General features: G+C 39.0%; 24 protein-coding genes. 19 read left to right on the plus strand and 5 right to left on the minus strand.

Annotated features, from left to right (window positions below; genetic code table 11):
• Positions 1 to 105 precede the first annotated feature (105 nt).
• The 5 genes from ACVFVN_RS02940 to ACVFVN_RS02960 all read right to left on the minus strand — a co-directional run bounded on the left by ACVFVN_RS02940 (position 106) and on the right by ACVFVN_RS02960 (position 5,679).
• Positions 106 to 1,713: a hypothetical protein gene (locus tag ACVFVN_RS02940; RefSeq protein WP_456234104.1), complete on the minus strand. Its 1,608-nt coding sequence runs from the start codon at positions 1,711 to 1,713 to the stop codon at positions 106 to 108.
• A 30-nt stretch (positions 1,714 to 1,743) separates the two neighbouring features.
• Positions 1,744 to 2,538, minus strand: coding sequence for an SDR family oxidoreductase (locus ACVFVN_RS02945; protein WP_456234105.1), 795 nt, complete (start codon positions 2,536 to 2,538; stop codon positions 1,744 to 1,746).
• A gap of 178 nt (positions 2,539 to 2,716) precedes the next feature.
• Positions 2,717 to 3,937 (minus strand): 3-phosphoshikimate 1-carboxyvinyltransferase, encoded by a 1,221-nt coding sequence (locus ACVFVN_RS02950; RefSeq protein WP_456234106.1) that lies wholly within the window; start codon positions 3,935 to 3,937, stop codon positions 2,717 to 2,719.
• A 6-nt stretch (positions 3,938 to 3,943) separates the two neighbouring features.
• On the minus strand, positions 3,944 to 4,270 hold the full coding sequence (locus ACVFVN_RS02955) for a nucleotide pyrophosphohydrolase (RefSeq protein ID WP_165135795.1): 327 nt from the start codon (positions 4,268 to 4,270) through the stop codon (positions 3,944 to 3,946).
• Positions 4,271 to 4,284: 14 nt separating this feature from the next.
• Positions 4,285 to 5,679 carry a hypothetical protein gene (locus tag ACVFVN_RS02960; RefSeq protein ID WP_456234107.1) on the minus strand — a complete coding sequence of 465 codons (1,395 nt, stop codon included), beginning with the start codon at positions 5,677 to 5,679 and terminating at the stop codon, positions 4,285 to 4,287.
• Positions 5,680 to 5,919: 240 nt separating this feature from the next.
• Here ACVFVN_RS02960 and ACVFVN_RS02965 point away from each other — a divergent pair, with 240 nt between their 5' ends.
• The 19 genes from ACVFVN_RS02965 (at position 5,920) to ACVFVN_RS03055 (ending at position 26,004) form a co-directional block, all read left to right on the plus strand.
• The gene (locus ACVFVN_RS02965) at positions 5,920 to 8,001 is read left to right on the plus strand and encodes an alpha-ketoacid dehydrogenase subunit alpha/beta (protein ID WP_456234108.1); all 2,082 of its coding nucleotides are present in this window, start codon (positions 5,920 to 5,922) and stop codon (positions 7,999 to 8,001) included.
• A 1-nt stretch (position 8,002) separates the two neighbouring features.
• Positions 8,003 to 8,587, plus strand: coding sequence for a TetR family transcriptional regulator (locus tag ACVFVN_RS02970; protein WP_456234109.1), 585 nt, complete (start codon positions 8,003 to 8,005; stop codon positions 8,585 to 8,587).
• A gap of 5 nt (positions 8,588 to 8,592) precedes the next feature.
• Positions 8,593 to 9,675, plus strand: a complete 1,083-nt coding sequence (gene paaE / locus ACVFVN_RS02975) for a 1,2-phenylacetyl-CoA epoxidase subunit PaaE (RefSeq protein ID WP_456234110.1) — start codon at positions 8,593 to 8,595, stop codon at positions 9,673 to 9,675.
• A gap of 146 nt (positions 9,676 to 9,821) precedes the next feature.
• Positions 9,822 to 10,763: a 1,2-phenylacetyl-CoA epoxidase subunit PaaA gene (gene paaA, locus ACVFVN_RS02980; RefSeq protein ID WP_456234111.1), complete on the plus strand. Its 942-nt coding sequence runs from the start codon at positions 9,822 to 9,824 to the stop codon at positions 10,761 to 10,763.
• A gap of 62 nt (positions 10,764 to 10,825) precedes the next feature.
• Positions 10,826 to 11,113 (plus strand): 1,2-phenylacetyl-CoA epoxidase subunit PaaB, encoded by a 288-nt coding sequence (gene paaB, locus ACVFVN_RS02985; protein ID WP_165135801.1) that lies wholly within the window; start codon positions 10,826 to 10,828, stop codon positions 11,111 to 11,113.
• 136 nt (positions 11,114 to 11,249) lie between these two features.
• Positions 11,250 to 12,011, plus strand: coding sequence for a 1,2-phenylacetyl-CoA epoxidase subunit PaaC (gene paaC / locus ACVFVN_RS02990; RefSeq protein WP_456234112.1), 762 nt, complete (start codon positions 11,250 to 11,252; stop codon positions 12,009 to 12,011).
• Between the two features lie 49 nt (positions 12,012 to 12,060).
• Positions 12,061 to 12,549 (plus strand): 1,2-phenylacetyl-CoA epoxidase subunit PaaD, encoded by a 489-nt coding sequence (gene paaD / locus ACVFVN_RS02995; protein ID WP_456234113.1) that lies wholly within the window; start codon positions 12,061 to 12,063, stop codon positions 12,547 to 12,549.
• Between the two features lie 117 nt (positions 12,550 to 12,666).
• Positions 12,667 to 13,824 carry a 3-hydroxyacyl-CoA dehydrogenase NAD-binding domain-containing protein gene (locus ACVFVN_RS03000; protein WP_456234114.1) on the plus strand — a complete coding sequence of 386 codons (1,158 nt, stop codon included), beginning with the start codon at positions 12,667 to 12,669 and terminating at the stop codon, positions 13,822 to 13,824.
• A 58-nt stretch (positions 13,825 to 13,882) separates the two neighbouring features.
• Positions 13,883 to 15,088, plus strand: a complete 1,206-nt coding sequence (gene pcaF, locus ACVFVN_RS03005) for a 3-oxoadipyl-CoA thiolase (protein ID WP_456234115.1) — start codon at positions 13,883 to 13,885, stop codon at positions 15,086 to 15,088.
• A gap of 82 nt (positions 15,089 to 15,170) precedes the next feature.
• Positions 15,171 to 17,219 (plus strand): phenylacetic acid degradation bifunctional protein PaaZ, encoded by a 2,049-nt coding sequence (gene paaZ / locus ACVFVN_RS03010; RefSeq protein ID WP_456234116.1) that lies wholly within the window; start codon positions 15,171 to 15,173, stop codon positions 17,217 to 17,219.
• Between the two features lie 122 nt (positions 17,220 to 17,341).
• Positions 17,342 to 18,100 (plus strand): enoyl-CoA hydratase/isomerase family protein, encoded by a 759-nt coding sequence (locus ACVFVN_RS03015; RefSeq protein ID WP_456234117.1) that lies wholly within the window; start codon positions 17,342 to 17,344, stop codon positions 18,098 to 18,100.
• 73 nt (positions 18,101 to 18,173) lie between these two features.
• Positions 18,174 to 18,356: a hypothetical protein gene (locus ACVFVN_RS03020; RefSeq protein ID WP_456234118.1), complete on the plus strand. Its 183-nt coding sequence runs from the start codon at positions 18,174 to 18,176 to the stop codon at positions 18,354 to 18,356.
• A gap of 138 nt (positions 18,357 to 18,494) precedes the next feature.
• On the plus strand, positions 18,495 to 19,115 hold the full coding sequence (locus tag ACVFVN_RS03025; protein WP_456234119.1) for an outer membrane beta-barrel protein: 621 nt from the start codon (positions 18,495 to 18,497) through the stop codon (positions 19,113 to 19,115).
• Positions 19,116 to 19,139: 24 nt separating this feature from the next.
• Entirely contained in the window at positions 19,140 to 19,937 is a 798-nt protein-coding gene (locus ACVFVN_RS03030; RefSeq protein WP_456234120.1) for a polysaccharide biosynthesis/export family protein, read from the plus strand.
• A gap of 5 nt (positions 19,938 to 19,942) precedes the next feature.
• On the plus strand, positions 19,943 to 22,282 hold the full coding sequence (locus ACVFVN_RS03035; protein ID WP_456234121.1) for a GumC family protein: 2,340 nt from the start codon (positions 19,943 to 19,945) through the stop codon (positions 22,280 to 22,282).
• Positions 22,283 to 22,285: 3 nt separating this feature from the next.
• A complete protein-coding gene (locus ACVFVN_RS03040) occupies positions 22,286 to 23,719 on the plus strand; it encodes a lipopolysaccharide biosynthesis protein (protein ID WP_456234122.1) in 1,434 nt (477 codons plus the stop codon).
• Positions 23,716 to 24,801, plus strand: a complete 1,086-nt coding sequence (locus tag ACVFVN_RS03045) for a DegT/DnrJ/EryC1/StrS family aminotransferase (RefSeq protein ID WP_456234123.1) — start codon at positions 23,716 to 23,718, stop codon at positions 24,799 to 24,801. The genes ACVFVN_RS03040 and ACVFVN_RS03045 overlap by 4 nt, the downstream gene beginning before the upstream one ends.
• Positions 24,802 to 24,805: 4 nt before the next feature.
• Positions 24,806 to 25,324, plus strand: a complete 519-nt coding sequence (locus ACVFVN_RS03050; protein WP_456234124.1) for a DapH/DapD/GlmU-related protein — start codon at positions 24,806 to 24,808, stop codon at positions 25,322 to 25,324.
• A gap of 8 nt (positions 25,325 to 25,332) precedes the next feature.
• Complete coding sequence (locus ACVFVN_RS03055; protein WP_374330142.1) at positions 25,333 to 26,004, plus strand: LbetaH domain-containing protein; 672 nt, start codon at positions 25,333 to 25,335, stop codon at positions 26,002 to 26,004.
• Positions 26,005 to 26,008 lie beyond the last annotated feature (4 nt).

Below are 26,008 nucleotides of genomic sequence, written 5' to 3' on the forward strand. Positions count from 1 at the left end.
TTAGTTAATTTTTTTTGATTTGAACACGTTAATAATTTCATTATCATGAAATTATTCGCTAAAATAAAAAATTATAATTAAAAGATTTATATAATCATATATGATTTAAAACCGACTAACAATTCCCCAATGGATTTTGGTTTCTGCAAATTTGAAAGGAACCCCGAATTGGCTACCATTTGAGATTTGAAAACTCATTAGCCCAACAGGCAAAAAGAAGTTGAAGCCAAGTCCAAAACTATACAGACTCGGACTGACATTTAAGGCCTTGTTCGACATGCTTCCATATTGCGCGAAAATATCAAAAAACGCTCGGTCGTTCACGAGATATCGGTATTCTGCGCCAGCAAAAGCATAAAAATCGCTAATCAAACTTAATTCGTTAAAACCCCGAAAAGAATTCCATCCTCCAAATCTAAAAAGCTCATTGACCGATAAATCATTCTTGGCAGAAAGTAAGGCCGATTCTGCTTTTAAATTAAGATAATGGTTGCCACTTAGATGCAAGTTGTGTTCGCCAGTTACAAAATATCTTAGTTGATTAACGGACAAATTGGTCTTGTCATAAGTACTTTTAATAAAGTCAAATTCCGCACGAATATGGGTGTTGTACAAAAACAACGGAATCTCACTTCCTGTTTGATATTGGTACCAAAGTCCAACGCCTTTCTTGGTGAAATCCTGCGCCTGTGTGTACAAAGAATCCAAAACTGCAGAACTTTCAAACGTGCCGCGAAGACCTATTTTTTGATTTTGTGAAAGATGCAAATACAACGACGGACGGAATTTTACACTGGCAAAAGTCGAGTCTTGTCGGTAAATATTAACCCCAAAATTAACCCCAACATTCGAGTTGAAAACATACGGAATATCGGTTTGCAAATCAAAAGTCTGTCCACGATCTGGATTGCGTTGCCAATAAAGACCAATGCTTTCAAAACCATTAAACATATTGCGAAGCGATACATTAATCGTTCCGTTGAAGGTGAATTTTTCGGATTTGTCATTCCCAAATCCCAGCATGCCGTCAAAATTATTCACTTTTTTCTTTTGTAAAAACAAATAAATTTGCGTGGAATCTTTCGTGAATAAAGTCTGCGGTGGCTTTTCCAAACTTACAAAATTGTGACCTTGTAAATCTCTGTTAATCGACACAAGGTTGTTGTCATCGTAAATTTTGTTGAGGTAAGTTTTTTCTAGATTTTTAATAAAACGTTTTGGCACGCGCTCGTAACCACGCACCACAAAAGAGTTGATACGGCGCTGTTGCGAGGTATTTACAGAGATTTGTACAGTCGCAACATTGTTTTTAAAATCCACAAACCTGGTCTTAACACGATTGAAGGCAAAACCTTTATTTCTATAATTCTGATTAATCTTTTGTCTTAAAGAATCAAGATTTTTCACGAAAATTTCTTTTGGATAATTAAGCTCTTTTTGAAGACTATCCGAAAACTTGACTTGCGCTTGGTTAAAGTTTGGACCTTTGTCATAAACGATTTCGGTGCGGTTGTCTTTCTTCTCCACCGATTCTAATTTTGCAAAAAAGTAAGATGTCTGTGCTAGGCTATCCAGAAATTTGACTGCGGCAGCAGAATCTTTCACCATGTTTTTTTTCTGAGAATCTTTGTCAATTAGCCAAAAGTCTTTTTGCTGCGCTTGTAAAAAGGCAGTAGAAAAAATCATGACAAGGTAAAGAATCGCTTTCAACATCAATAGTGTCCGACATTAATGTAACAGAAATTACTTTAGATTATTGTATTTCTTCATCAGATGTTCATAGATGTTTTGTGGAAGAATCCACTTCAGCGGAACACCTATTTTTTGTCCAAATGCGCCAAAATAATAATGGGCTTTCCATTTATTTTTCTGTAGAAGTTGGTCGATATATTCGGCCACTTCTTGCGGGTCGTTACCTTGGTCAACATGCGCATTCATCAAAGAATAAACTTTTTCGAAAATCCCCTGATATGGTGTGGATACATTGGTTTTGATACGATTGTCAGCAATATTGGTTTTAATATCACCAAGGTGTAGACTGCAAACTTGGACGTTCCATTGGTCAACTTCGTAACGCATCGCTTCCGTCACTTTGTCGAGCGCTGCTTTTGATGCCGAATAAAATCCTCGAAAAGGCAATCCCATTTCGCTGCCAATACTCGATATATTAATGATTTGTCCAGATTTTTGATGACGCATACTAGGCATTATGGCACTCATCATTTGGACGCTTCCCACAAGATTTAGGTTAAAAAGCTTCAGGATTTCCTCTTGGTTAGAATCTTCTACAGCGCCCACCATGCCCATTCCAGCATTGTTAATCAAAACGTCAATTTTGTTCTCGACTTCCAGGATTTTTGCAACTGCAGATTTCACCGCGTCATTATCTGTCACATCTGTTGGGATACATTCAAAATAAGGGCTTTCGGTCAATTTTCGGCTAAGTCCAAAAACCCGATGTCCTTGTTTTCCGAAATATTCCGCAAGCGCCCAGCCAATACCTGTTGAGCTTCCTGTGATGACGATTGTATTTTTCATTTTTAAAAATTCATTTTTTTTGAAGCAGGAAAAATTCCCATTCTTAGAAGATATACGCCCGCTGTCCGCTGTATCTTTATTGTTCGCTCGGTCGGCTCCGCTATCGCTCCGCCGCCTCACTCACAACAAAGGATGTCGCTTCCATCGGGGCTAGGTTATAGTTTCTAGCCTTGTTGGACTATATTTTTCGCGTTACTTTAGCAAAATCCAGCCAAAATTCAGGATAGGATTTTTCAACCACTTGCTCGTGTAGGATTTCAATATCGCGATCCAAAGCAACGGGCGCAAAAGCCATTGCCATACGATGATCGTTGTAGGTTTCTATCACAGGCAATTCCTCAACATCTGAGAAAGAAATAGACTGTATGCTATCTTCTTCAATCTCGGTTTCAACGCCAATTTTACGAAGTTCGTTTTGTAAAGCAACCAGGCGGTCTGTTTCTTTAACCTTCAATGTCTGCAGTCCCGAAACATAAAATGGAATTTTCAAAACCGAAGCGGTCACACAAAGTGTTTGTGCAATGTCTGGACAATCGTTCATGTCGAGCGATATTAGTTCAGGTTTTTTATAATGCACATCTGGCATCAAAGTAATGCTGTTTTCTGCAAAATCCGAAAGTGTGTCGATTCCAAAATGTTTCCAGTACAATTCTTTTATATGACTGTCGCCTTGCAAAGACAAGGTTTTAAAACTTTTAAGGTGAATGGTTTTGCGACCAATTGCTGCCAAAGCATAAAAATAGGATGCCGATGACCAATCGCTTTCCACTTCATAATATTCTGTTCTTAAGCTACCAGAATGGTGATCGATAGAAATTATTTGTCCTTTTATAGAAGCTTCAATTCCGATACTTCGCAGGATTGATAAGGTCATCTCCAGATAAGGCCGCGATGTTATTTCTCCAACGAGATTTATATGAAGTCCATGTTGTAATTTGGAACCAATTAACATCAAAGAGGTGATGAATTGACTTGAGATGTTGGCAGGGATTTCAACCGTATTTTTGATTAAGTTTTGTCCTGTAATTTTTAAAGGTGGAAAACCATATTCTTCCAAATAGTCAATCTCAGCGCCAAGACTTTGCAAAGCAGCAACCAAATCTTTTATAGGACGTTGTTTCATTCTGCTAGATCCTGTCAACGTCACTGTTCTTCCTGCTTGGATTGAAAAGTAAGACGTCAAAAAGCGCATGGCAGTTCCCGCATGATGAATGTCGATAAGATTGTTTGCGCTGTTAAGAGCGGTTTTCAGAAGTTGTGTGTCTTGGGAATTCGACAAGTTGAGAATATCGATATTATTGAACAGTTGGGCTAAAATCAAAAGACGGTTCGAAATGCTTTTCGAACCGGTAATTTGTATCTGTTGTCCATCAATAAGTTGAGACTTTTTTAATAGCATAAAAGCTTATTTTAATTTATCATTTTGCGCGTGACGTTCCGCGTCGCGCTCGGTTTTTATTTTCATTTTTTTATCAAAAGCAGATTGCAAGTCAACACCCGTTTGGTTGGCCAAGCATAAGGTTACAAACAATACATCTGCCAGCTCTTCGCCAAGATCTTTGGATTTGTCGGATTCTTTTTCACTTTGTTCACCGTAACGTCGGGCAATAATTCTCGCGACTTCGCCAACTTCTTCGGTCAGCATCGCCATATTGGTTAGCTCATTGAAATAACGAACGCCAACAGTTTTTATCCAAGCATCAACTTCTTGTTGAAGTGTTGTGATTTCCATTTTGGTCTTAACAATTAAAATTCGTAAGCACCGATGGTTGACGGATTTTTTCTTGCTACGCCTACAATATCCATGGTGTTTCCAGGAATTGAAACGCCTTTTCCGATTGCACCAGAACCTTCTTTAACTCTTAAATTCATTTTTTGGATGTAATAATTTGCGAATTTTGGTTCGATATTTTTTATGGAATTTTGGATTTTGTTATTGTTCTCAAATGTATATCCCGCGTTGTCACCATATTTTATCAAACAGTTTGAAATGTTGTAATCGAAAATTTGTCCTGGTTTTGGCGCAAATAATATTGCATTTATATTGTCATTGTAAGCGATAGAATTGGTCATTTTAAAATTAAGCGGTCCTTCGTAGTTTTGTCCGCCATTGCTCCAAGAGTTGCTCGCATAAATGCTGTATGCAGATAATGCACCATTAAGATCCCAATAATTAGCAAATGTGCTATAGGTTAAATTATAATTTCCTCCTTTAAAAATTGCTAAATCTGCTTCTCCACAATTATTCATCACAAGATTATTGGTTGTTAAATTGGCGCCAATAGCATATATCCCGAAACTTTGGAACGTGTGTATGATTGTATTTGTTATCGTGGCATCGTTATCTTGTAATTGCAAACCAACATTTCCGCCATAGACTTTGGCGTAATTCATGTGTAATTGAGAGGACTCTTCCATACGTATTCCGTTCCAGTTGGCAGGTAGTGTGTCGTATCGTGCATCGTTGCGATCGCCTCGGAAAATCACTTCATGGTTTAGTTCGCCCTTCACTTCTAGCGTTGCGCTTTTAGAAATATTAAGTCCACTTTTTTTATGGAAATATACTTTTGTTCCTTTTTCTACAGTCAGTTTTTTTCCTTCGGCAAGCGTTAAATCACCAAATATAATTTTAGCTTTATTATTGTTCCATGTGGTGTCGTCGCTGAGAATATTTGGGTTGCTATCTGACTGGATAAAATATTCAGCATCTTGAACGACCGAGAAAAGTGTAACTTTCTGTTCGCCTGCAGCGGTCTGGAAAACCACTTTGTCTTCAGCAATGGCTTCTGGCGCGTTGGCAACGGGTGCAATTTCCACGAAAACATAAAGGCTATCGTTTTTTCGCAAAGGGACATTTTTAAAATCTGTGCCTGGACGCCCATCTACATTGATTCGGTATAAAGAAGCATTCCCACTTTCTAGATAGATTCTTGGGATTTGGACATCTTTGTTTTCTTTGTTATAAACTTTAACAGCATAGGTTTCGGACCGCATTTGGTTGTACACAGTATCACAGAATACAGTATCAGCAGAAAATCTTAAAGATTGTGCAGGTTCTTCGAAAGAAATATCATCATTTTTACAAGAAAATAAAAACAAAGCAGACCAAAAGGCTAATCCCAAAAGTACTCGTAGTTTCATCAATTTTTTTTAAGTGTTTCAAAACTACAATATTTTTTTATTTCATTCAATGCTAATTGTCTTAAAAGTGTAATATTGACCAAAATCACTAACTAACGTTTGTTAGCGTCGTCGATTTTTTTATATTTGTAATAACCTAATCACAAGATGTTTTTTTGGGGAATAGCCTTTAGCATTTATCTTTTTTATTGCTTTCCCAAAATCATCTTAACCAATCGAAATATATAGCAGACCGTAAAAATGGAAGTTACTCAGCCAAAAAGAAATATCAATGAAAGCAACTTAGAAGATTTTCTTAAAAACGCATACAAGTTAATGTTTACCGCAAAAAGCTTGTCGGATTTGTATGAAGAAGAAAAGAGGATTGCTTCAAAATATGTACATGCAACCTCTCGCGGTCACGAAGCTATCCAGCTAGCCCTTGGTCTTCAGTTGTTGCCTCAGGATTTTTTAAGCGCTTATTACCGCGACGACAGTATTTTGTTGGGCATCGGGATTACACCTTACGAGTTGATGCTGCAACTTCTTGCAAAACGAGACGACCCTTTTTCTGGCGGTAGAACTTATTATTCGCATCCGAGTCTTAATCGCGATGACATGCCAAAAATTCCACACCAAAGTAGTGCGACAGGTATGCAGGCGATTCCTACAACAGGCGTTGCAATGGGACTTAAGTACAAAGAAGAACTAGGACTTACGAAAGATTTTAAAGACAAACCAATTGCTGTGTGCTCTTTGGGAGATGCGAGTTGCACCGAAGGTGAAGTTGCAGAAGCTTTCCAAATGGCAGCGCTTAAGCAGCTTCCTATTTTGTATTTGGTGCAAGATAATGAATGGGATATTTCCGCGCACGCTTCAGAAATCCGCGCGCAAGATATGTCAAAATATATCCAAGGCTTCGAAGGAATTGAAGCGAGAACTATTGACGGAACAGATTTTATTAAATCTTACGAAACCGTAAAAGAATGTATCCGCATCATTCGTGAAGAACGTCGCCCGATGTTGATACATGCCAAAGTTCCTTTGTTAAATCACCATACTTCTGGCGTTAGAAAAGAGTGGTATCGCGATGATCTTGAAGAAGCAGCAACAAGAGATCCACTTCCTAAATTAAGAGCAAAACTTTCAGAATTCGGTATTGAAGATTCTGAAGTTGAGATATTAGAACAAGAAATTCAAAAATCTGTTCGCGAAGATTACGAACGTGCTTTATTGGCAGAAGATCCGCGACCAGAAGATTTGTTTACGCATGATTTTGTGCCAACGCCAATTACCGAAGAAAAAGGAATTCGTGAGCCCGAAGGTAAAATCCCAACCGTGATGGTGGATTGCGCATTGTTTGCCATTCGAGAATTGATGTCAAAACATCCCGAAGCCTTGTTGTATGGACAAGATGTAGGGGCAAGATTGGGCGGTGTTTTCCGTGAAGCCATTACATTGGCGGGACAATTTGGAGACAAAAGAGTTTTCAATACACCGATTCAAGAGGCCTTTATCATTGGTTCTACTGTTGGGATGAGCGCAGTTGGACTTAAGCCAATTGTTGAGGTTCAGTTTGCTGATTATATTTGGCCAGGACTTAACCAGTTATTTACTGAAGTGGCAAGAAGTTGTTATTTGTCCAACGGAAAATGGCCTGTGTCAATGATTCTTCGTGTGCCAATTGGTGCTTATGGAAGTGGAGGGCCTTATCACTCGAGTTCGGTGGAAAGTGTTTTAACAAATATTAAAGGTATAAAAATAGCGTATCCCTCAACAGGAGCCGATCTTAAAGCTTTGATGAAAGCAGCTTATTACGACCCGAATCCTGTGGTGATGCTAGAGCACAAAGGTCTTTATTGGTCCAAAATTGAAGGAACCGAAGAAGCTAAAACTATTGAGCCAGACGAAGATTACATCATTCCATTTGGGAAAGCGCGCGAAGTTCTTTTGGCAGAAGCCAATGATAACGAATCTACTTTAACGATTATCACCTACGGAATGGGTGTTTATTGGGCGAGCAATGCCGCAAAAAGTTTCGACCGTCGCGTAGAAATTATCGATCTTAGAACTTTGGCACCGCTTGACGAAAACCAAATTTTTGAAAGCGTTAAAAAACATAATCGTTGTATGGTTTTAACAGAAGAACCTGTTAATAATTCTTTTGCACAAAGTATTGCAGCGAGAATTTCTGACGAATGTTTCCGATTTTTAGATGCGCCTGTTAAAGTAATTGGTGCCGAAAATATGCCGGCCATTCCACTTAATTCAGTTTTGGAAGAACGCATGCTTCCCAATGCGGAGAAAGTGAAATTGGAAATCGAAAAGCTTTTAAATTATTAAAATGGCTCCGCTAAGAACTAAAATAAATAAAAAAGAACTCATACTCACAGAGGCTGCGAAGCTTTTTAAAGATCGGGGTTTTGGAGGAACGGGTATGCGTGATATTGCCGAAAAAGTAGGCATGGAAGCGGCATCAATGTACAATCATATCAAATCAAAAGATGAGATTTTAGAACTGATTTGTTTTAAAATTGCAGATGCTTATACCACACAATTGTCCGAGATTGAAGCTTTGGAAGAAAGTTTTCAGGACAAACTGAAAATGATTATAAAACTTCACGTCGAATTAATAATAAACGATGCCGCAGCGGTTTCGGTAGCCAATAACGATTGGAAATACCTTCGTGACGAGAAAAAACAAGAATACAAAAGCATCAGAAAATCTTACGAAAGAAGTTTTGCAAATGTTTTGGAACAAGGGATGGAAACAAGCGAATTCAAAACCATCAATGTTTCTGTCGCTTTGTTCACGATTTTATCATCATTGCGCTGGATAGAGCTTTGGTACAAGCCAAGCCGTAATATCAGCGCCGAAGAGTTGGAAGAAGAGCTTTCAACTATATTACTTAACGGAATTAATATTTAATTATAATGTCAACAACTTTTCATCCTCTTAAAATCAAAAAAATAAAACGCGAAACGCCAGAATGTGTGTCTGTGAGTTTTGACGTGCCGGAGGACTTAAAAGACACTTTCAAATTCACACAAGGTCAATATTTAACCTTCAAAGGTCAAAGCAATGGCGAAGAAATTAGACGTTCTTATTCCATTTGCGCCAGCCCTTGTGAAAACGAATTAAAAGTGGCGGTGAAGAAGATTGCTGATGGCGCTTTTTCCACTTACATCAACGAGGCAGCAAAAGAAGGTGATGTGTTGGAAGTCATGACGCCACAAGGTACTTTTTTTACAACACTAAATTCTGACCATGAAAAGACTTATGTCGCTTTTGCAGCAGGAAGTGGTATTACACCCGTAATGTCGATTATAAAATCGGTGCTAAAAAACGAACCTAATAGCCAATTTGTGTTAGTGTATGGCAATCGTAACAAAGCCAATATCATTTTCAAAGAGGACATTGAAGCGCTCAAAAATATCTATATGGAGCGTCTTAGTGTTTATCATATTCTAAGTCGTGAGATTGCAGATGCCGACTTGTTAGCTGGAAGAATCAATTCAGAAAAAGCGCAACTGTTTTTGGATCACATTATTCCAGCAAATACAATAGATGAGGTCTTTTTGTGTGGGCCAGAAGAGATGATCCTTAGTGTGAGAGATACGCTGAAAAACGCAGGTGTTGACGCTAAGAAAATTCACTTCGAGTTATTCTACAGCGCAACATCCGAGCAAAAGAAGAAAGAACATGCACAGGCAGTTAATCATGCAGATGATCAATACAGCAAAGTCACTGTTAAGCTGGACGCATCAGCGCTCAATTTGGACTTGGCTTATCATGGACAGACAATTCTCGATGCCGCTTTACAAAATGGAGCAGACCTTCCTTTTGCATGTAAAGGTGGCGTTTGTGCAACATGTAAGTGCAAGCTAGAAAAAGGAGAAGTCGAGATGGATATCAACTACTCGCTAGAACAAGACGAGCTGGATGCAGGATTTATTTTGTCCTGCCAGGCGCATCCACGTTCGGAAGAAGTCGTTGTTAATTTCGATATTAAATAAAATAAAAATTATGGCAGCTGTATCCGCCTTCCGCTCCCAATCTTTTTGGAGATATCTTCGCTTTCGCTCGGGCATCTCCAAAAAGGATTTCCGCTCAAGTCGGGCTGCAACAACCAAGCTGTACAACTTCTGTTAAATTATAAATTATGGACACAACAGAAATCAATTTGGAACAACATTTCCAAAGCAAAATAGACAAAGAAATTCGCATCGAACCAAAAGATTGGATGCCCGATGCGTATCGCAAAACCTTGATTCGTCAGATATCGCAACACGCCCATTCCGAGATTGTCGGGATGTTACCCGAAGCCAATTGGATTACACGTGCACCGAGCCTTAATCGTAAAAAGATACTTTTAGCAAAAGTCCAAGACGAAGGAGGACACGGCTTGTATCTGTATTGTGCTGCCGAAACCTTAGGCGTTTCTCGCGATCAAATGTTGGCAGATCTGCACTCAGGCAAAGCCAAATATTCTAGTATTTTCAATTATCCAACTTTAACCTGGGCAGATATGGGCGCTATTGGCTGGCTGGTAGATGGTGCTGCCATCCTTAACCAAGTGCCGTTGTGTAGAGCATCTTACGGCCCTTATGCCAGAGCCATGGTGAGAATTTGTAAAGAAGAATCCTTTCACCAAAGACAAGGCTACGAGTTGATGATGAAACTAGCACAAGGCACGCCAGCGCAAAAAGCAATGGCGCAAGATGCCTTCAACCGTTGGTGGTGGCCAACTTTGATGATGTTTGGACCTCGTGATGCGGAATCTGGAAATACCGAGACTTCGATGAACTGGAGAATCAAACGTTTTACCAATGACGAATTAAGACAACGTTTCGTTGATATGACAGTTCCTCAAGCCGAATACTTAGGACTAACAATTCCAGATCCAAAGCTTAGGTTTAATGAAGAAACGGGTCATTATGAATTCGGTGAAATCGACTGGGACGAGTTCTGGAAAGTGGTGAAAGGTAATGGCATGTGCAACAAAGAAAGATTGGACACACGCCGTACAGCTTTTGACGAAGGCGCTTGGGTGAGAGATGCTGCTACAGCTTATCACGAAAAAAGAAAAAGAAAAACAGTTTAAAAATAAGTACAAAGATTAAAGTCTATTATCTCTAATCTTTTTGTCTCAAATCTAACAATATTATGCAAAATAAAGAATGGCCACTTTGGGAAGTTTTCATTAGAAGCCGCCAAGGTTTAGATCACAAACACGTAGGAAGTCTTCATGCTGCAGATGCGGAGATGGCTATCCAGAACGCAAGAGATGTCTACACAAGACGATTGGAAGGCGTAAGTATTTGGGTGGTAGAGTCCAAGCATATTACGGCTTCTAGTCCAGACGATGCTGGCGCTTTTTATGAACCCTCGGAAGATAAAGTCTACAGACATCCGACTTTTTATCACGTTCCGGAGGAAATCAAAAATATGTAAAAAGAGTCTTTGCAAACCTGCATGAGTAAGGCTTTAAAAAAGTACGTCTAGCCTTGCTCAATTTCACACGTACTTTGGACGAACTTCACACGTGCTTCAAATCTACTGCTGATTTGATAACAAAAATTAAGTATAAATGACAACAAATAATAATACAATTGCTTACCTGCTACAGCTTGCAGACACCAGCATGATTTTGGGACAACGTCTGTCAGAGTGGTGTGGCAAAGGTCCCGTATTGGAGCAAGATATTGCTTTGTCCAATATCGCTTTGGATCTTTTGGGAGAAGCTTCTCATTATTACCAATATGCGGCAGAACTTCAAGGAGAAGGAAAGACCGAAGATGATTTGGCTTTTCTCCGCAACGAAAGAGAATTTAGAAATCTATTGTTAGTAGAACGGCCTAATGGCCATTTCGGTGATACTATTGCACGTCAGTTCTATTTTGATGTTTACCATGTTTTGTTGCTAAGTGAGTTGAAGAATTCATCAGATATTAATATAGCTTCTATCGCCGAAAAATCTCTTAAAGAAGCAACTTATCATGCCAAATGGAGTGGCGAATGGGTCATTCGTCTTGGAGATGGCACCGAAGAAAGTCATGCGAAAATTCAGAAGTCGGTTCAGGACTTTATCGATTATACAGACGAAATGTTTATCCCAACCTCTTGGGAGCTAGAATTGATAGAAGCTGGGCAAATACCAGATATTCGCTTATTGCAAGAGAAATGGATGACTCGCGTTAATGCGGTTTTAGATGAAGCGACTTTATCTGTTGATGTTTCAAAATCCCGCGTGTTAACAGGGGGCAAAAATGGTGAACATACCGAAGCTTTGGGATATATATTGGCCGAAATGCAATATATGCAACGCATGTACCCAGGGATGGAATGGTAAACTTATTGAACCCCATCGGAGTAGATTCGTAAACATAATTAAACAAGAAATGACAATCACAGAACAAGATATTTGGCAATATTTAGGAGAAGTACAAGATCCTGAAGTGCCTGTTCTCAATATATTAGATTTGGGAATTGTTCGTGATGTTATTTGGGATGGTGCAGACGTCGAGGTTGTTGTAACGCCAACCTATTCTGGTTGTCCAGCAACATCTATGATTAACATGTCTATTCGATTAAAGCTTGCTGAAAAGGGCTTTAAAAACATAAAAATCACCAACCGATTGAGTCCTGCGTGGACGACAGCTTGGATGACCGATGAAGCCAAAGAGAAGCTGAAAGCTTATGGTATTGCACCGCCTGTATATTCCAAAACCAATCAAGATGATTTGTTTGCAAAGCCCGATGAGGTCGCTTGCCCACATTGCGGATCCACGCATACATCTTTGATTAGTCAGTTTGGGTCAACAGCTTGCAAAGCTTTGTATCAATGCGAAGATTGTCGAGAACCTTTTGATTATTTCAAATGTCATTAACTCAGTTTGACGATGTGTTGATAAATTAATTTGACAATGAAAACTTTGCGCTCTTTGCGTTAAAAATTAAACAAATAAAAATCTAATATCTGATGTCTAACATCTAATATCTAAAGAATGAAAATAGGAATTGTAGGAAGTGGTGCTATGGGAAGCGGAATTGCGCAAGTTATTGCCAGTGCAGGTAACCAGGTTTCTCTTTATGATAGCAATCCCCTTGCATTAGAAAAAGCAGGTGCCAATCTTGAAGCGACTTTCCAAAAGCTAGCCCAAAAAGGCAAAATGTCTTATGAAGAGGCTGGCATTTATTTTAATAATATCCGTTTGGTTAATGAGCTGAAAGATTTGGCGAATTCCGAACTTATTATTGAAGCCATTATCGAAGATCTTGAGATTAAAAAAGAGTTGTTTCAAAAATTAGAAGCTTTGGTAAGTCAGGATTGTATCTTGGCGAGTAATACCTCTTCTTTATCCATGGCTTCTATAGCGGCATCTTGCCAGAATCCTCGTCGTGTGATTGGGATTCATTTTTTTAATCCAGCACCTTTGATGGCTTTGGTCGAAATTATCCCGGCTGTGCAAACGGACTCTGATTTGGTTTTAAAAACGAAAGAATTAGTCGAAACTTGGAAAAAACTGCCTGCAATAGCGAAAGACACGCCTGGTTTTATTGTCAACCGTGTAGCCAGACCTTTCTACGGCGAAGCAATCCGAATCTTGGAAGAAGGCGTTGCGGATTGTGCGACGATCGATTTTGCAATGACCAGTCTTGGAGGATTCAGGATGGGACCTTTTCAGTTGATGGATTTTATTGGGCACGATGTTAATTATCGTGTAACCGAAAGTGTTTTCAAAGAATTTTTCTATGATCCAAAATTCAAACCTTCATTTACTCAAAAACGTTTGTTTGAAGCTGGTTTTTATGGAAGAAAATCGGGACGTGGCTTTTATGACTATTCGGAAAATGCCATTCAGCCGCAGCCTACTACAGATTCTGCTTTATTGGAAAGTATCTTTAAAAGAATTCTTTTGATGTTGATGAACGAAGCGGCCGATGCTTATTTTCTGAATATTGCTTCAGCAAAAGATATTGATATAGCGATGACCAAAGGCGTTAACTACCCGAAAGGTCTTTTGGCTTGGGCAGACGAATTTGGTTTAGAAAACTTAGAAAAAGAATTGGATGCTTTGTATAATTTATACCACGAAGACCGTTACCGATGCAGTCCAGTTATCCGTCGTTTGGTAAAAGAAAACAAAAATTTTTATAATTAATTTTAATGATTCAGATTCAAATATTAAATCTAAAATCTGATGTCTAATATCTAAAAAAATGAATCAAGTATATCTAATTGATGGTGTTCGTACACCAATTGGAAAACTAAAAGGAAGCTTATCTGGGATGCGCCCAGACGATATGGCTGCTTTTGTTATGAAAAAATTGTTGGAACGTAATCCAAATATCGACCAAAAGAGGATTTATGATGTTGTTTTAGGTTGCGCCAATCAAGCTGGCGAAGATAACAGAAACGTCGCAAGAATGGCGGGATTACTATCGGGTTTGGATTATCATGTTCCTGGCGAGACGGTGAACCGACTTTGTGCTTCTGGATTGTCTGCAGCGATTAATGCTTCGAGAGCTATTCAGGTTGGTGATGCCGATTTGATGATTTCTGGCGGCGTGGAAAATATGACGCGTGGGCCTTTGGTTATTTCAAAATCCGAAAACCCTTTTGGTGGCGATGCTAAAATTTATGACACAACTTTCGGGTGGCGATTTGTCAACCCCAAAATGAAAGAAATGTATGGTGTAGATGCCATGGGCGAAACAGCAGAAAATCTGGCAGCACGTGATAATATTTCGCGTGAAGATCAAGATCTATTTGCCTTTAATTCTCAAATGAAAACCAAGGCAGCACAAGAGAATGGGAGATTGGCACAAGAGATTGTTGCTGTTAATATTCCACAAAGAAAAGGTGATGATCTTATTTTTAGTAAAGATGAATTTGCTAAAAACGATACCACTTTAGAAGGTCTTGCTAAATTGAGAACAGCTTTCAAAAAAGATGGAACGGTTACGGCAGGTAATGCTTCTGGACTTAATGACGGTGCAGCAGTTAATCTTTTGGCTTCAGAACAAGCGATTAAAGAATTTAATTTAACGCCCAAAGCCAGAATTGTGTCAAGTGCTGTGGTCGGTGTAGAACCAAGAATCATGGGGATTGGCCCTGTGAAAGCCGCAGAATTAGCATTGAAAAAAGCTGGTCTTAGTTTTAATGATATTGATATTATTGAACTGAATGAAGCTTTTGCCGCACAAGGTTTAGCATGCATCAGAGCTTGGGGACTTGCCGATGATGATCCGCGCATCAACCCCAATGGCGGTGCGATTGCACTAGGACATCCACTAGGGATGAGTGGCGCAAGAATCCTAAACTCGGCAATGTATGAACTTCATAACCAAAATAAAAAATATGCTTTGGCAACGATGTGTGTAGGTCTTGGACAAGGTTTCGCCGTAATTATTGAAAAAGTTTAAATCAGACGAATAGAAAAGAGACATCAGTAAAGTTTATCATCTATCGGTCTATTATCTAATTGTCTAAAAAAATCTATATAAAATGATGCAACTAAAAAATTATGCTTTAGGGCAATGGACCAAAGGGTCTTCCGAAGGGCAGATGTTATATAACGCCATTACAGGAGATGAGATTGCAACCGCTTCATCGGCAGGATTGGATTTCGGTGCGATGATGGATTATGCACGTCAAGTTGGTGGGCCAAAATTGCGTAAAATGACGTTTCAAGAAAGAGGTTTAATGCTAAAGAAATTGGCATTGTATCTTATGGAGCGCAAGGAAGAGTTTTATAGCATTTCTTGGGCAACAGGAGCAACGCGTGCAGATTCTTGGGTGGACATCGAAGGCGGTATTGGTAACCTTTTTGCCAATGCCTCTTTGCGCCGTCAGTTTGGCGATCAGCCTTTTTATGTAGAAGGAGAAACGCATAAGTTATCCAAGAACGGAACGTTTATCGGGACACATATTATGACCCCTAAGCGCGGTGTTGCCATTCATATCAATGCATTCAATTTTCCAGTTTGGGGCATGTTAGAAAAAATTGCGGTTAACTTTTTAGCAGGCGTTCCAGCGATTGTTAAACCCGCAACCATCACTTCCTTTTTAACGGAAGCCGTTGTGCGCGCGATCATCGAATCTAACATTCTTCCAGAAGGTGCGCTGCAATTAATTACAGGTTCGGCTAACGGAATTTTAGAATGTGTTGAGTCCGAAGATGTGGTAACGTTTACAGGTTCTGCTTCGACAGGTCAAATGTTAAAAGCGCATCCAAGAATTACTTCGGAAGGTGTTCCTTTCAACTTGGAAGCCGATTCTCTTAATGCTTGTGTTCTTGGCGAAGATGTGAAGCCTGGTTCTGTAGAATTTGATATTTTCATTAAAGAAGTAACGCGCGAAATGACCACCAAAGCGGGTCAAAAATGTACAGCGGTGCGTCGTGCTATTGTTCCAGCTAATTTGGTAGAAGACGTTCAGATCGCTTTAGGGCAACGTTTAGCAACGACAACTATTGGAGATCCCAATGTTGAAGGTGTCCGTATGGGTGCGTTAGCTGGTGCTGCGCAAGTTAAAGAAGTTCGTGAGAAAGTTGAAGAACTCGCAAAATCTCAAGAGATTGTTTTCGGAAACTTAGATAATTTCGAAGTGAAAGGAGCGGATAAAAACAAAGGTTCTTTTATTTCACCTATTTTATTTTTAAACAAGGATCCATTCAATAAAACTGATGTTCACAATATCGAAGCATTTGGCCCAGTTTCTACCATTATTCCTTACAACGGAATGGCTGAAGCGGTTGAATTAGTTCGTATGGGTAAAGGCTCATTGGTATGTTCAATAGTTACTTCGGATAACGATATCGCAACAGAATTTGTGTTGAATGCAGGATCACTTCATGGACGTATTGTTGTTTTGGATGCCGAGTGTATCAAAGAATCTACAGGTCACGGTTCGCCATTGCCTTTATTGGTTCATGGTGGTCCAGGTCGCGCAGGTGGCGGCGAAGAAATGGGCGGTAAGCGTGGTGTGATGCATTATATGCAACGTACAGCGGTGCAAGGTTCTCCTAACAAGTTGACGTCGATTACGCAACAATACCAATACGGCGCGGATTATATCGAAGATGACAAACATCCTTTCGCTAAATATTTCGAAGAAATAAAAGTCGGTGATACTCTAATTACCGCAAAACATACACTTCAACAATCGGATATCAATGCTTTTGCGGCCTTGTCTGGTGATAATTTTTACGCACACGTGGATGCGACATCTTTGGAAGGTACCATCTTCGAGCGCAATGTGGCACATGGCTATTATCTGTTGTCAAAAGCGGCGGGCTTATTTGTTCAAGCCAAGAAAGGTCCCGTATTATTAAACTACGGATTGGACGAATGTCGTTTTGTAAAGCCCGTTTATCCAGGTTCTACAATTGGCGTTCGTTTCACTTGTAAAGAAAAAATTACACAAGAGAAAAAGGACGAAAACGACGTGGCGAAAGGCATTGTACGTTGGTTGGTCGATATCTATGACGAGACTGGCGAAACCGTTGCTATCGCTACAATTTTAACCATGGTAAAAATGTTACATCAAGACTAATTTTTTGGGCAGCTATTTCCGTCCTCCGTTCCCGCTTTTTTGTTCCGCTTTGCTACACAAAAAGAGCTCCACTCAGGCCGGGCTGCAAAAGTTGTCAGTCAATTAAAAATTCAAACTAAATTATGGAAGCATACGTAAAATCACATATAGAAAATGGAGTTGGAAGCATCGAGTTCTTCCATCCACAAAGCAACTCAATGCCAGGAAGCCAACTTAGAAGTTTGGCTGAGGAAATTGACAATTTAGGAAAAGATAAAGAGGTCAACGTCATTGTTTTAAAAAGCTTTGGTGAAAAGGCTTTCTGCGCAGGTGCATCTTTTGATGAGTTAATCTCAATCAAAGATTTCGAAACAGGGAAAGCATTTTTCTCAGGATTCTCCAATGTTATCAATGCGATGCGAAAATCGCCAAAGCTGATTATCGCAAGGATTCATGGCAAAGCCGTAGGTGGTGGCGTTGGTATTGCCTGCGCTGCGGACTATACCTTTGCTACAGAAAATGCCGCGGTTAAGCTCAGCGAATTAGCAGTCGGGATTGGCCCTTTCGTCATCGGTCCTGTTGTAGAAAAGAAAATCGGAACGGCCGCTTTTGCTCAGTTAGCAATCAATGCCACTGAGTTTTATTCGGCGGAGTGGGCGCGCGAGAAAAATATGTTCCAAGACGTGTACGAAACAACTGAAGAAATGGATGCCGAAATTGAAATTCTAGCAAATAAATTAGCTAAGTCTAATCCCCAAGCCATGTTCCAACTAAAAGAAATCTTCTGGAAAGGGACAGAACATTGGGATCAGCTTTTGACGGAACGTGCTGCTGTTAGTGGACAATTGGTATTGTCAGCGTTTACGGTGAATGCAATCAATCAGTTTAAAAGTAAGAGTTAGGGATTGGAGACGGGAGACTAGAGATTGGAGACGGGAGACTAGAGATTGGAGACTGGGGATTGGAGATTGGAGATTGGAGACGGGAGATTGGAGATTGGAGATTGGAGATTGGGGATTGGAGATTGGAGACTGGGGACTGGGGACTGGGGATTGGAGATTGGAGATTGGAAACTGGGGATTGGGGATTGGAGACGGGAGATTGGGGCGTGTGTTTGTGGACACTGCGGGATATCCGATTCTAAAAAAATTATGTTAAAAATTCTTGGGTGAGATATTGCGGAATCATGCGTATGGGAGGTGCTTGAGAGGGCATGGGAAATGAGGGATATGAAAAATTATTAGTTTATATTCGCGAAAAAATTCTTACTTTCGTCAAATAATTAAGAAATAAACTATGAAAAGAGTTGTAGGGATACTTTTTTTGTTTTGTATAGGAATGTTGTCAGCCCAAAATTTTAAAATGGGTGTTACAGGGAATATTCATAAGAGTAGTATTGTAAATATTCATGATGTTTCTAAGCCTTCCTGGGGGGGCGGTGGCGGCGTTTTTGCTCAATTTGCTTTGGTGGAGAATGATGTTTTTGACTCTGCCTGGCTTTATTTAATGCCTCAGTTGGAGTTTAGTATGCAAGGAGAAAATGCAGAACCTGAGCAGGGTAAGCAGCAATTTCCTAATCATTATATCGGCTTGCCTATTTATATCAAATACTTTTTTCATAAAGGTAATATGAAGCGTGACGTGTTTCTTATAGCGGGTCCACGTTTGGAGTATCTTGTGTCGCATGATCGCAAGGGTCCAGAAGTTTATCCTATGTTTGTTGATCAAGAAAAGAAGATTAATAAGTTTGGATTTGGATTTTCTGTAGGAGCAGGTTTGAAACTTTCCGACAAGATGGAAGCTTTTATCCGTTTTGACAGAGGCTTCAGCAAAGTTTATCCAGACTATACCCATAAGTCTAATACTTATAATCGACTATTAGGTATCGGCGTTAATTATTATATTAAAACTGAATAATCAGCTTTTAATCAGAAATTTGGAATGAAGAAGGTACAAAGGGTCTTATTTTGGATGCTTATCGTGGCGTTCGGTGTTGTTGTTTCGTGTAAGCCAAAAGAGAATATGGTTTATATGAAGAATCATAATTTTGAACAAGAGGTTTCCGAAGCGCGCTATCATGGACTGCGCCTCCAAGAAGGTGATGTTTTGGATATTCTGGTGTCTGCCTACGATGATATTGCTGTGAAGCCTTTTAACCTTAGTACGATGGAGCAGACCAATAGTGGTGTTGATAAATCCACAGGAGGTATTGCCAAGGCTAATGAATATGTCGTAAGTGCAGATGGTTTTATTACGATGCCCGTTCTGGGGCAGGTTTTCTGTAAAGGCATGACCAAGCAACAATTAAAAACCGATCTTGAAAGCCGTTTAAAAACCTATCTTACCGATCCGCTGGTCAGCATAAAGCTGGTTAACTTCAATGTTAGCATTCTTGGAGAGGTGAAAAGCCCAGGTCAAAAGACGAGCAGTACAGAGCGTCTTACTATTTTCCAAGCACTCGCTTTGGCAGGCGATATGACCGATGGTGGTGACCGTACCAATGTTAAGCTCATCCGTTATTCTGAGGCCTTAAAAAAAGATGAGGTTGTTGCTCTGAACTTGTCTGAATCTAATATCGTTAATTCGCCGTATTATTATCTTCAACAAAATGATATTGTTTATGTTGAGCCGGATAAGAATAAGCAGATTATTGCTAATAACAATCCTAACAAAGGTTTGTATTTTCAGATTGGTGCTATATTACTTGCAACCATTGGTTTACTCATTAGATTTAAATAAGCGTCATGGAGTTATTGGATACGCAAACGAAACAAACTAAACATAGACTAGACCTAGAAAAGGAGTTCCGTAAGGCATTAAAGTTTTGGCCTTTGTTTATTGTTCTACCTTTATTGTTTTATGCTGGTGCCAAGATCTACATGCGCTATGCACAGCCGCAATATTTTAGCAAGACTACTTTAAAATTTGAGCAGGCTTCCTCTAAAGCTTCCACGCAGGCTCTTAATGATCTTAAGAATCTGGGTGTTGGCGTTTCTAATGATGAGTTGGACGCTGAAACTGTTGTTATGGTTTCGAAACCTATCTTGGGGCAAGTCGTTAAAAACCTCAATCTTAATGTTAAATACTATTCTGTTGGAAAAATTAAGGAGGTTGAATATTATGATGAGTTACCCATACGCGCAGAGGTTGTTAGTCTAAAGAATCCTGATAAATTTGGGGGTGCTAGTTTTATTTTGGATTCTGGTACGGGGAATAGTTTTAGCTTATCCTCAGTAGATGGCAGCCATCTTAAGACGTATCAGTTTGGTAGCTTGGTTGATTTAGGATTTGGAAGTGTTATTTTTGAAAAGCGGCCGATTTCGCAGGCTGTTCATCATATCAAAGTCGTCTTCACGAATCCTAAATATGTTGTTTCGGGATTAGAAGGGGCTCTCAATGTTAGTATTTACAAAAGCCTGTTGATGGATATCAACATGGTGAGTCCTACTTATAAGAAATCTGAAGCGATCTTGGCTGAACTTGTAAAAGTTTATAATGATGAAGGTATAAAAGATAAAAATCAAGAAGCACAGTTTACAGGAGATTTTATTGATAGACGTTTGCAGATTATCACTGATGAGTTAGCAGGCATTGAAAATCAAAAAGAAGGTGTCAAGCGCGACTACCAAATTACGGATCTCGCTACGCAGGCACAGCTTGCCCTTACGAATGTCAATGCTAATACCAAAGAAGTTTTGGGTTATGCTACACAGTTGGATTTGGTAAGTTCTGTTTACCAATTGGCCAATGCAGGAAGCCAAAGCCTTTTGCCTACTGGTTTGGGTTTGTCGGGTGCTATCGATGCGCAGATTAGCCAATATAATGACTTGGTGCTTACGCGCAATCGTGTGCTAAAACAGGCAACTAATGCCAATCCTGCCGTTATCGAGATGAACAAGCAGATTGGTATTTTGAAGGATGCTATCCGTGGGAATCTTGCCGATGTGCGTCGTAGTTTGCAAGATAATATCTCTCGTTTGCAGGGTGATATCAACCAGGATAAAGGCAAGATTGACCGTTATCCTACGCAGGAGAAAGTTTTCCGAAGTATTGACCGTCAACAAAATTTAAAAGAAGCCTTGTATCTCTTTTTGTTGCAAAAACGAGAAGAAAATGCCATTAACCTAGCCGTGGCATTGCCTAAGGCGAAGGTTATCAATCCGCCCTATACCTCTGGTGTTGTGGCGCCAAAGGGACAGTTGATTATCTGGGGTTCTACCTTGCTGGGTTTTGTCTTGGCGCTAGGCTTTGTGGTTGTGCGACGCTTAATGGATACTAAGGTGTATAGCAAGGCCGATATACTTAATCTTGTGGATAATGCCACCTTGATTGGTGAAATACCCGAGAGTAAGGCCGATGCGGTTTTGGTAGGTGCTAATGATTTCTCCATGTTTGCTGAATCTTTTAGAATATTATCTTCTAACCTAAAGTATATTTTAAAGACTAAAAAAACGACGGATGATGCTGCTGTTATCCTTGTTACTTCCTCGGTAAAAGGGGAGGGCAAGACTACGCTATCTATGAATCTGGCGATGAGTCTGGCAGGTAATTCTAAGGTGTTGATTATAGGGGCAGATATAAGGAATCCCCAGTTGCATCGTTTTGTACCGAGACAAAAATTGGGATTAACGGATTATCTTATCTCGAATGATGCACAAGCTGATGCATATATTTTCTCTTCTGGCTTATCGGAGCATTTGGATGTGATGTTTAGTGGTGCCAAAGCCCCTAATCCTAATGACTTGTTGGATATGGCTAAGTTTGATGAGATGATTCATACACTAAAGGTACATTATCAATACATCATCCTAGACTCTGCTCCCGTTATGCTGGTGTCGGACACTATCCATATTGTTGATTTGTCGGATGTCATTTTGTATGTTGCTAAAGCGGGTTATACAGAAAAGAGAATGATGCATTTTGCTGATGATTTTAGAAAAGAGCATCATATTGACAAGCTCTCTTTTGTACTCAATAGCGTAAAGCCAGAGTTTTCCCGTTATGGGAATAAGTATGGTTATGGGTATTATAATATGGAATCGAAAAGAACAGGTATAATCGGAAGAATTTTGAAAAGGGGGTAGTAAATGTCGTTAAAGCAACAGGCACGTTCAGGGATTGTATGGACATTTGCAGAGCAGTTTGGAACACGGCTTATCAGTTTTGGTATCAGCATAATTTTAGCAAGATTATTAACACCTGAGGATTTTGGTCTAATAGCTTTGTTTGGGGTGGTTATGGGAGTTGCGTCCACATTTATTGATAGTGGGATGGCATCTAGTCTGATAAGATCTAAGAATGTTAATGAAGAAGACTATTCCACCGTTTTTATATTCAATATTATTACAAGTCTTGTTATGTACGGCTTGGTATATATTATAGCACCTTATATATCCAGTTTTTATAAAGTCCCCGCTCTTACGGATATTATCCGGAGCTACTGTATCATTCTTATTATAAATGCATTTGTAAGTGTACAAAAAATGCATTTTGTGAAAGAACTGAATTTTAAAACCGCTTTTAAAATCCAACTGCCTTCTTTAGTTGTTGGTGGGGTGTCAGGCGTTGCCTTAGCCTATATGGGGTATGGGGTATGGTCTTTGGTATATTCGGCAATCTTACAAAGTACAGTCTTTACCTTGCAACATTGGTTTTATAGCAGTTGGCGTCCAAAGTTAATATTTAACATTAAAAAGTTTAAATATCATTTTGACTTTGGCTATAAGATGATGTTATCTGGACTGCTTAATATTCTATTTATAAATGTCTATACAGTCATAATAGGAAAAATGTTTTCTGTGCAACAGTTGGGTTATTATAATCGAGCAGACAGTCTTAAACAGCTACCTGTTAGCAATCTTTCTACAGCCCTTAATAAAGTAACTTTTCCACTATTTGCAAAAATAAGTCACGACAACGAACAGTTGCAACGTGTCTATCAAAAGCTACTCAAGGTTGTTATTTTTGTTGTAGCACCAGTATTAATCTATATGGTTGTTGCTGCAGAACCTATTATAAGTGTGTTGTTAACTGACAAATGGTTGCCAGCCGTTCCTTATTTTCAAATATTATCCATTGCTGGAATATTGTTTCCCATTCATGCTTATAATCTTAATATTTTACAAGTTAAAGGAAGATCTGATTTGTTTTTGAAATTGGAAATTGCTAAGAAAATATTAACTGTTGTTACGGTTGTAATTGCTTTGAAGTTCGGTATCTATGGACTTTTGTGGGGGCAGGTTGTCAACTCGATTTTGGCTTTGTTTATCAACACCCATTATACAGGTAAGTTTCTTAATTATACGATGTGGATACAATGTAGAGATCTTTTGCCGAGTATTATTTTGGCTTGTTTTTGTGGGCTCATATGTTATGTGTTGTATCATTATTTATTAATGAATATGTATGATATTTCCATTTTGCTCATCACGATAGTGGTCTATTTTTCGTTATATTTGGGTCTAAGTTATTTATTCCGATTCAAAGAAATCTCATACCTCAAAGAACTTATAAAAAAATGATACCTGTTACTAAACCTTTTTTACCACCTATAGAAGAATATCAGCAATATTTAAAAGGTATTTGGCAGCGCGAGTGGTTAACCAATATGGGACCTTTAGCGAGTGAACTGGAGATGGAGTTGAAAGCCTATTTAAAAGTCAAACATTTGCTGTATGTGACAAACGGAACCGTTGCATTACAAATGGCGATAAAGGCATTACAGTTAAATGGCGAAATCATCACCACGCCATTTTCCTTTGTAGCTACGACTTCCAGTATTGTTTGGGAAGCTTGTACACCCGTCTTTGTGGATATTGATTCCCAATCTTTAAACATTGATCCTACTAAAATAGAAGCTGCCATTACCGATAAAACTTCCGCCATCTTGGCGACGCACGTCTATGGGAATCCTTGCGATGTTGAAGCTATCGAAAAGATTGCCAAAAAGCATAATCTTAAAGTAATCTATGATGGCGCACATGCTTTTGGCGTCGAGGTCAACGGCAAATCCATTTTTGAGTATGGCGATATTTCAACCTGTAGTCTGCATGCCACCAAACTTTATCATAGTGTAGAAGGTGGTTTGGTAATTTGCAATAATGAAGCACTTAACCAAAAACTAAAATACATCCGTAATTTTGGGATTTCGGGTTTTGATAGCTTTGCCGAATTGGGAATCAATGGCAAGAATTCAGAATTTCATGCCGCCATGGGATTAACCAATTTGAATCATATAGAAAAAATACATAATAATCGAAAAAAAATAAGCGAATTCTACGATGTATTTCTGCGAAATGAAGCGATTTCTAAACCAGTTTGGCATACAGAAGCTTCAATAAATTACGCCTATTATCCGATTCTTTTAAAATCAGAAGAAATGCTTTTAAAAGTCAAATCTGGATTGGAAAAAGAAGAGATCCATACCCGCAGATATTTTTATCCGAGCTTAGCGTCGGCACTTCCTTATTTAGAAAAAACGGAGATGCCAGTTACAGAGGATATTGCCAAAAGGGTGCTGTGTTTGCCCCTGTATTATGGTCTGAGGAATGAGGAAGTAGAACGAGTTTCTAATTTGATTAATAATCTATTATTTAAACATTAAAATTATGAATAGCGACGAGAATAATAATGGAACTAGAGTCGGAAAGTTTTCAATAATCGATCCAGAAGCTGTCTTGGGTGAGAATGTTATTATTGGAAATTTTTGCGTCATACATGGAGGCGTAGAAATAGGAAATAATACTGTAATAAAGGATTATGTGGAATTACGCTCTGATACTGTAATTGGTGAAAATTGTATAATAGATTCTAGGGTTTCTAGTTCTGGTAACTGTAAAATAGGTAATAATGTTACCTTACGCTATGATACAATTATTGCAAGAGGATGTGAGTTTGGAGACAACACTTATGTTTGTCCACGAGTTATGACTAATAATTTAGATACAGATGGACATCAGGTTGGTGGTGCTAAGGTTGGTAAGAACTGTTTTATTGGAACCAATGCAGTTTTACAACATGGTATTGAAATTCAAGATAATGTCATAATTGGTGCAATGAGTTTTGTTAATAAAAATTGCGAAGAAAATTCTACCTATATTGGCATACCCGCACAAAAAAAAGCTTAAGGTTAATTATGAACACAACCAAAATAATAATATTAGGTGGTAAAGGGACTGCGGTTAATGTTGCGGAAGCAATATATGATGCACAATACAGCTACAATCAACCACTGGAGTTTTTGGGATTTGCTTTTGATGATGAATCTTTCGGGAATAGTATTAACGGATTTCCAATACTTTGTAAAACAACAGATGTTTACGAAAAGTTTGGAAGCTTGGATGATGTTAAATTTATTTTTCAAATGTATAGAGAAGATAAAATGGTAGAAAGAGCAGCGCTTATTAAATCCTATGCAATACCAGAAGATAAATACTATAACTTTATACATCCATCAGCTTTTGTTTCTAAAAGTGTTAAATTAGGGGTCGGAAATGTTGTCTATGCGCATTGTGCAATACATGCCAACACAATTATCGGTAACCATTGTATGTTTAGTGCACACACAACGATAGGTCATGATAGCAATATTGGGAATAGCGTTTTTACAGCTACACATGTGTGTGTAGGAAGCTCTGTTAACCTGGGGGATAGCCTATTTCTCGGGCAGAATGTTGGTGTGCGTGGGAGTATTGATATAGTAGGAGGTAATATCATTGGCATTGGGAGTAATGTCGTATCCAATATTAATGATACTAATAGTGTTTTTGTGGGAACACCTGCAAAGAAAGTACGCAGCATAAATTAGATGA

This window comes from Soonwooa purpurea, assembly GCF_053891095.1.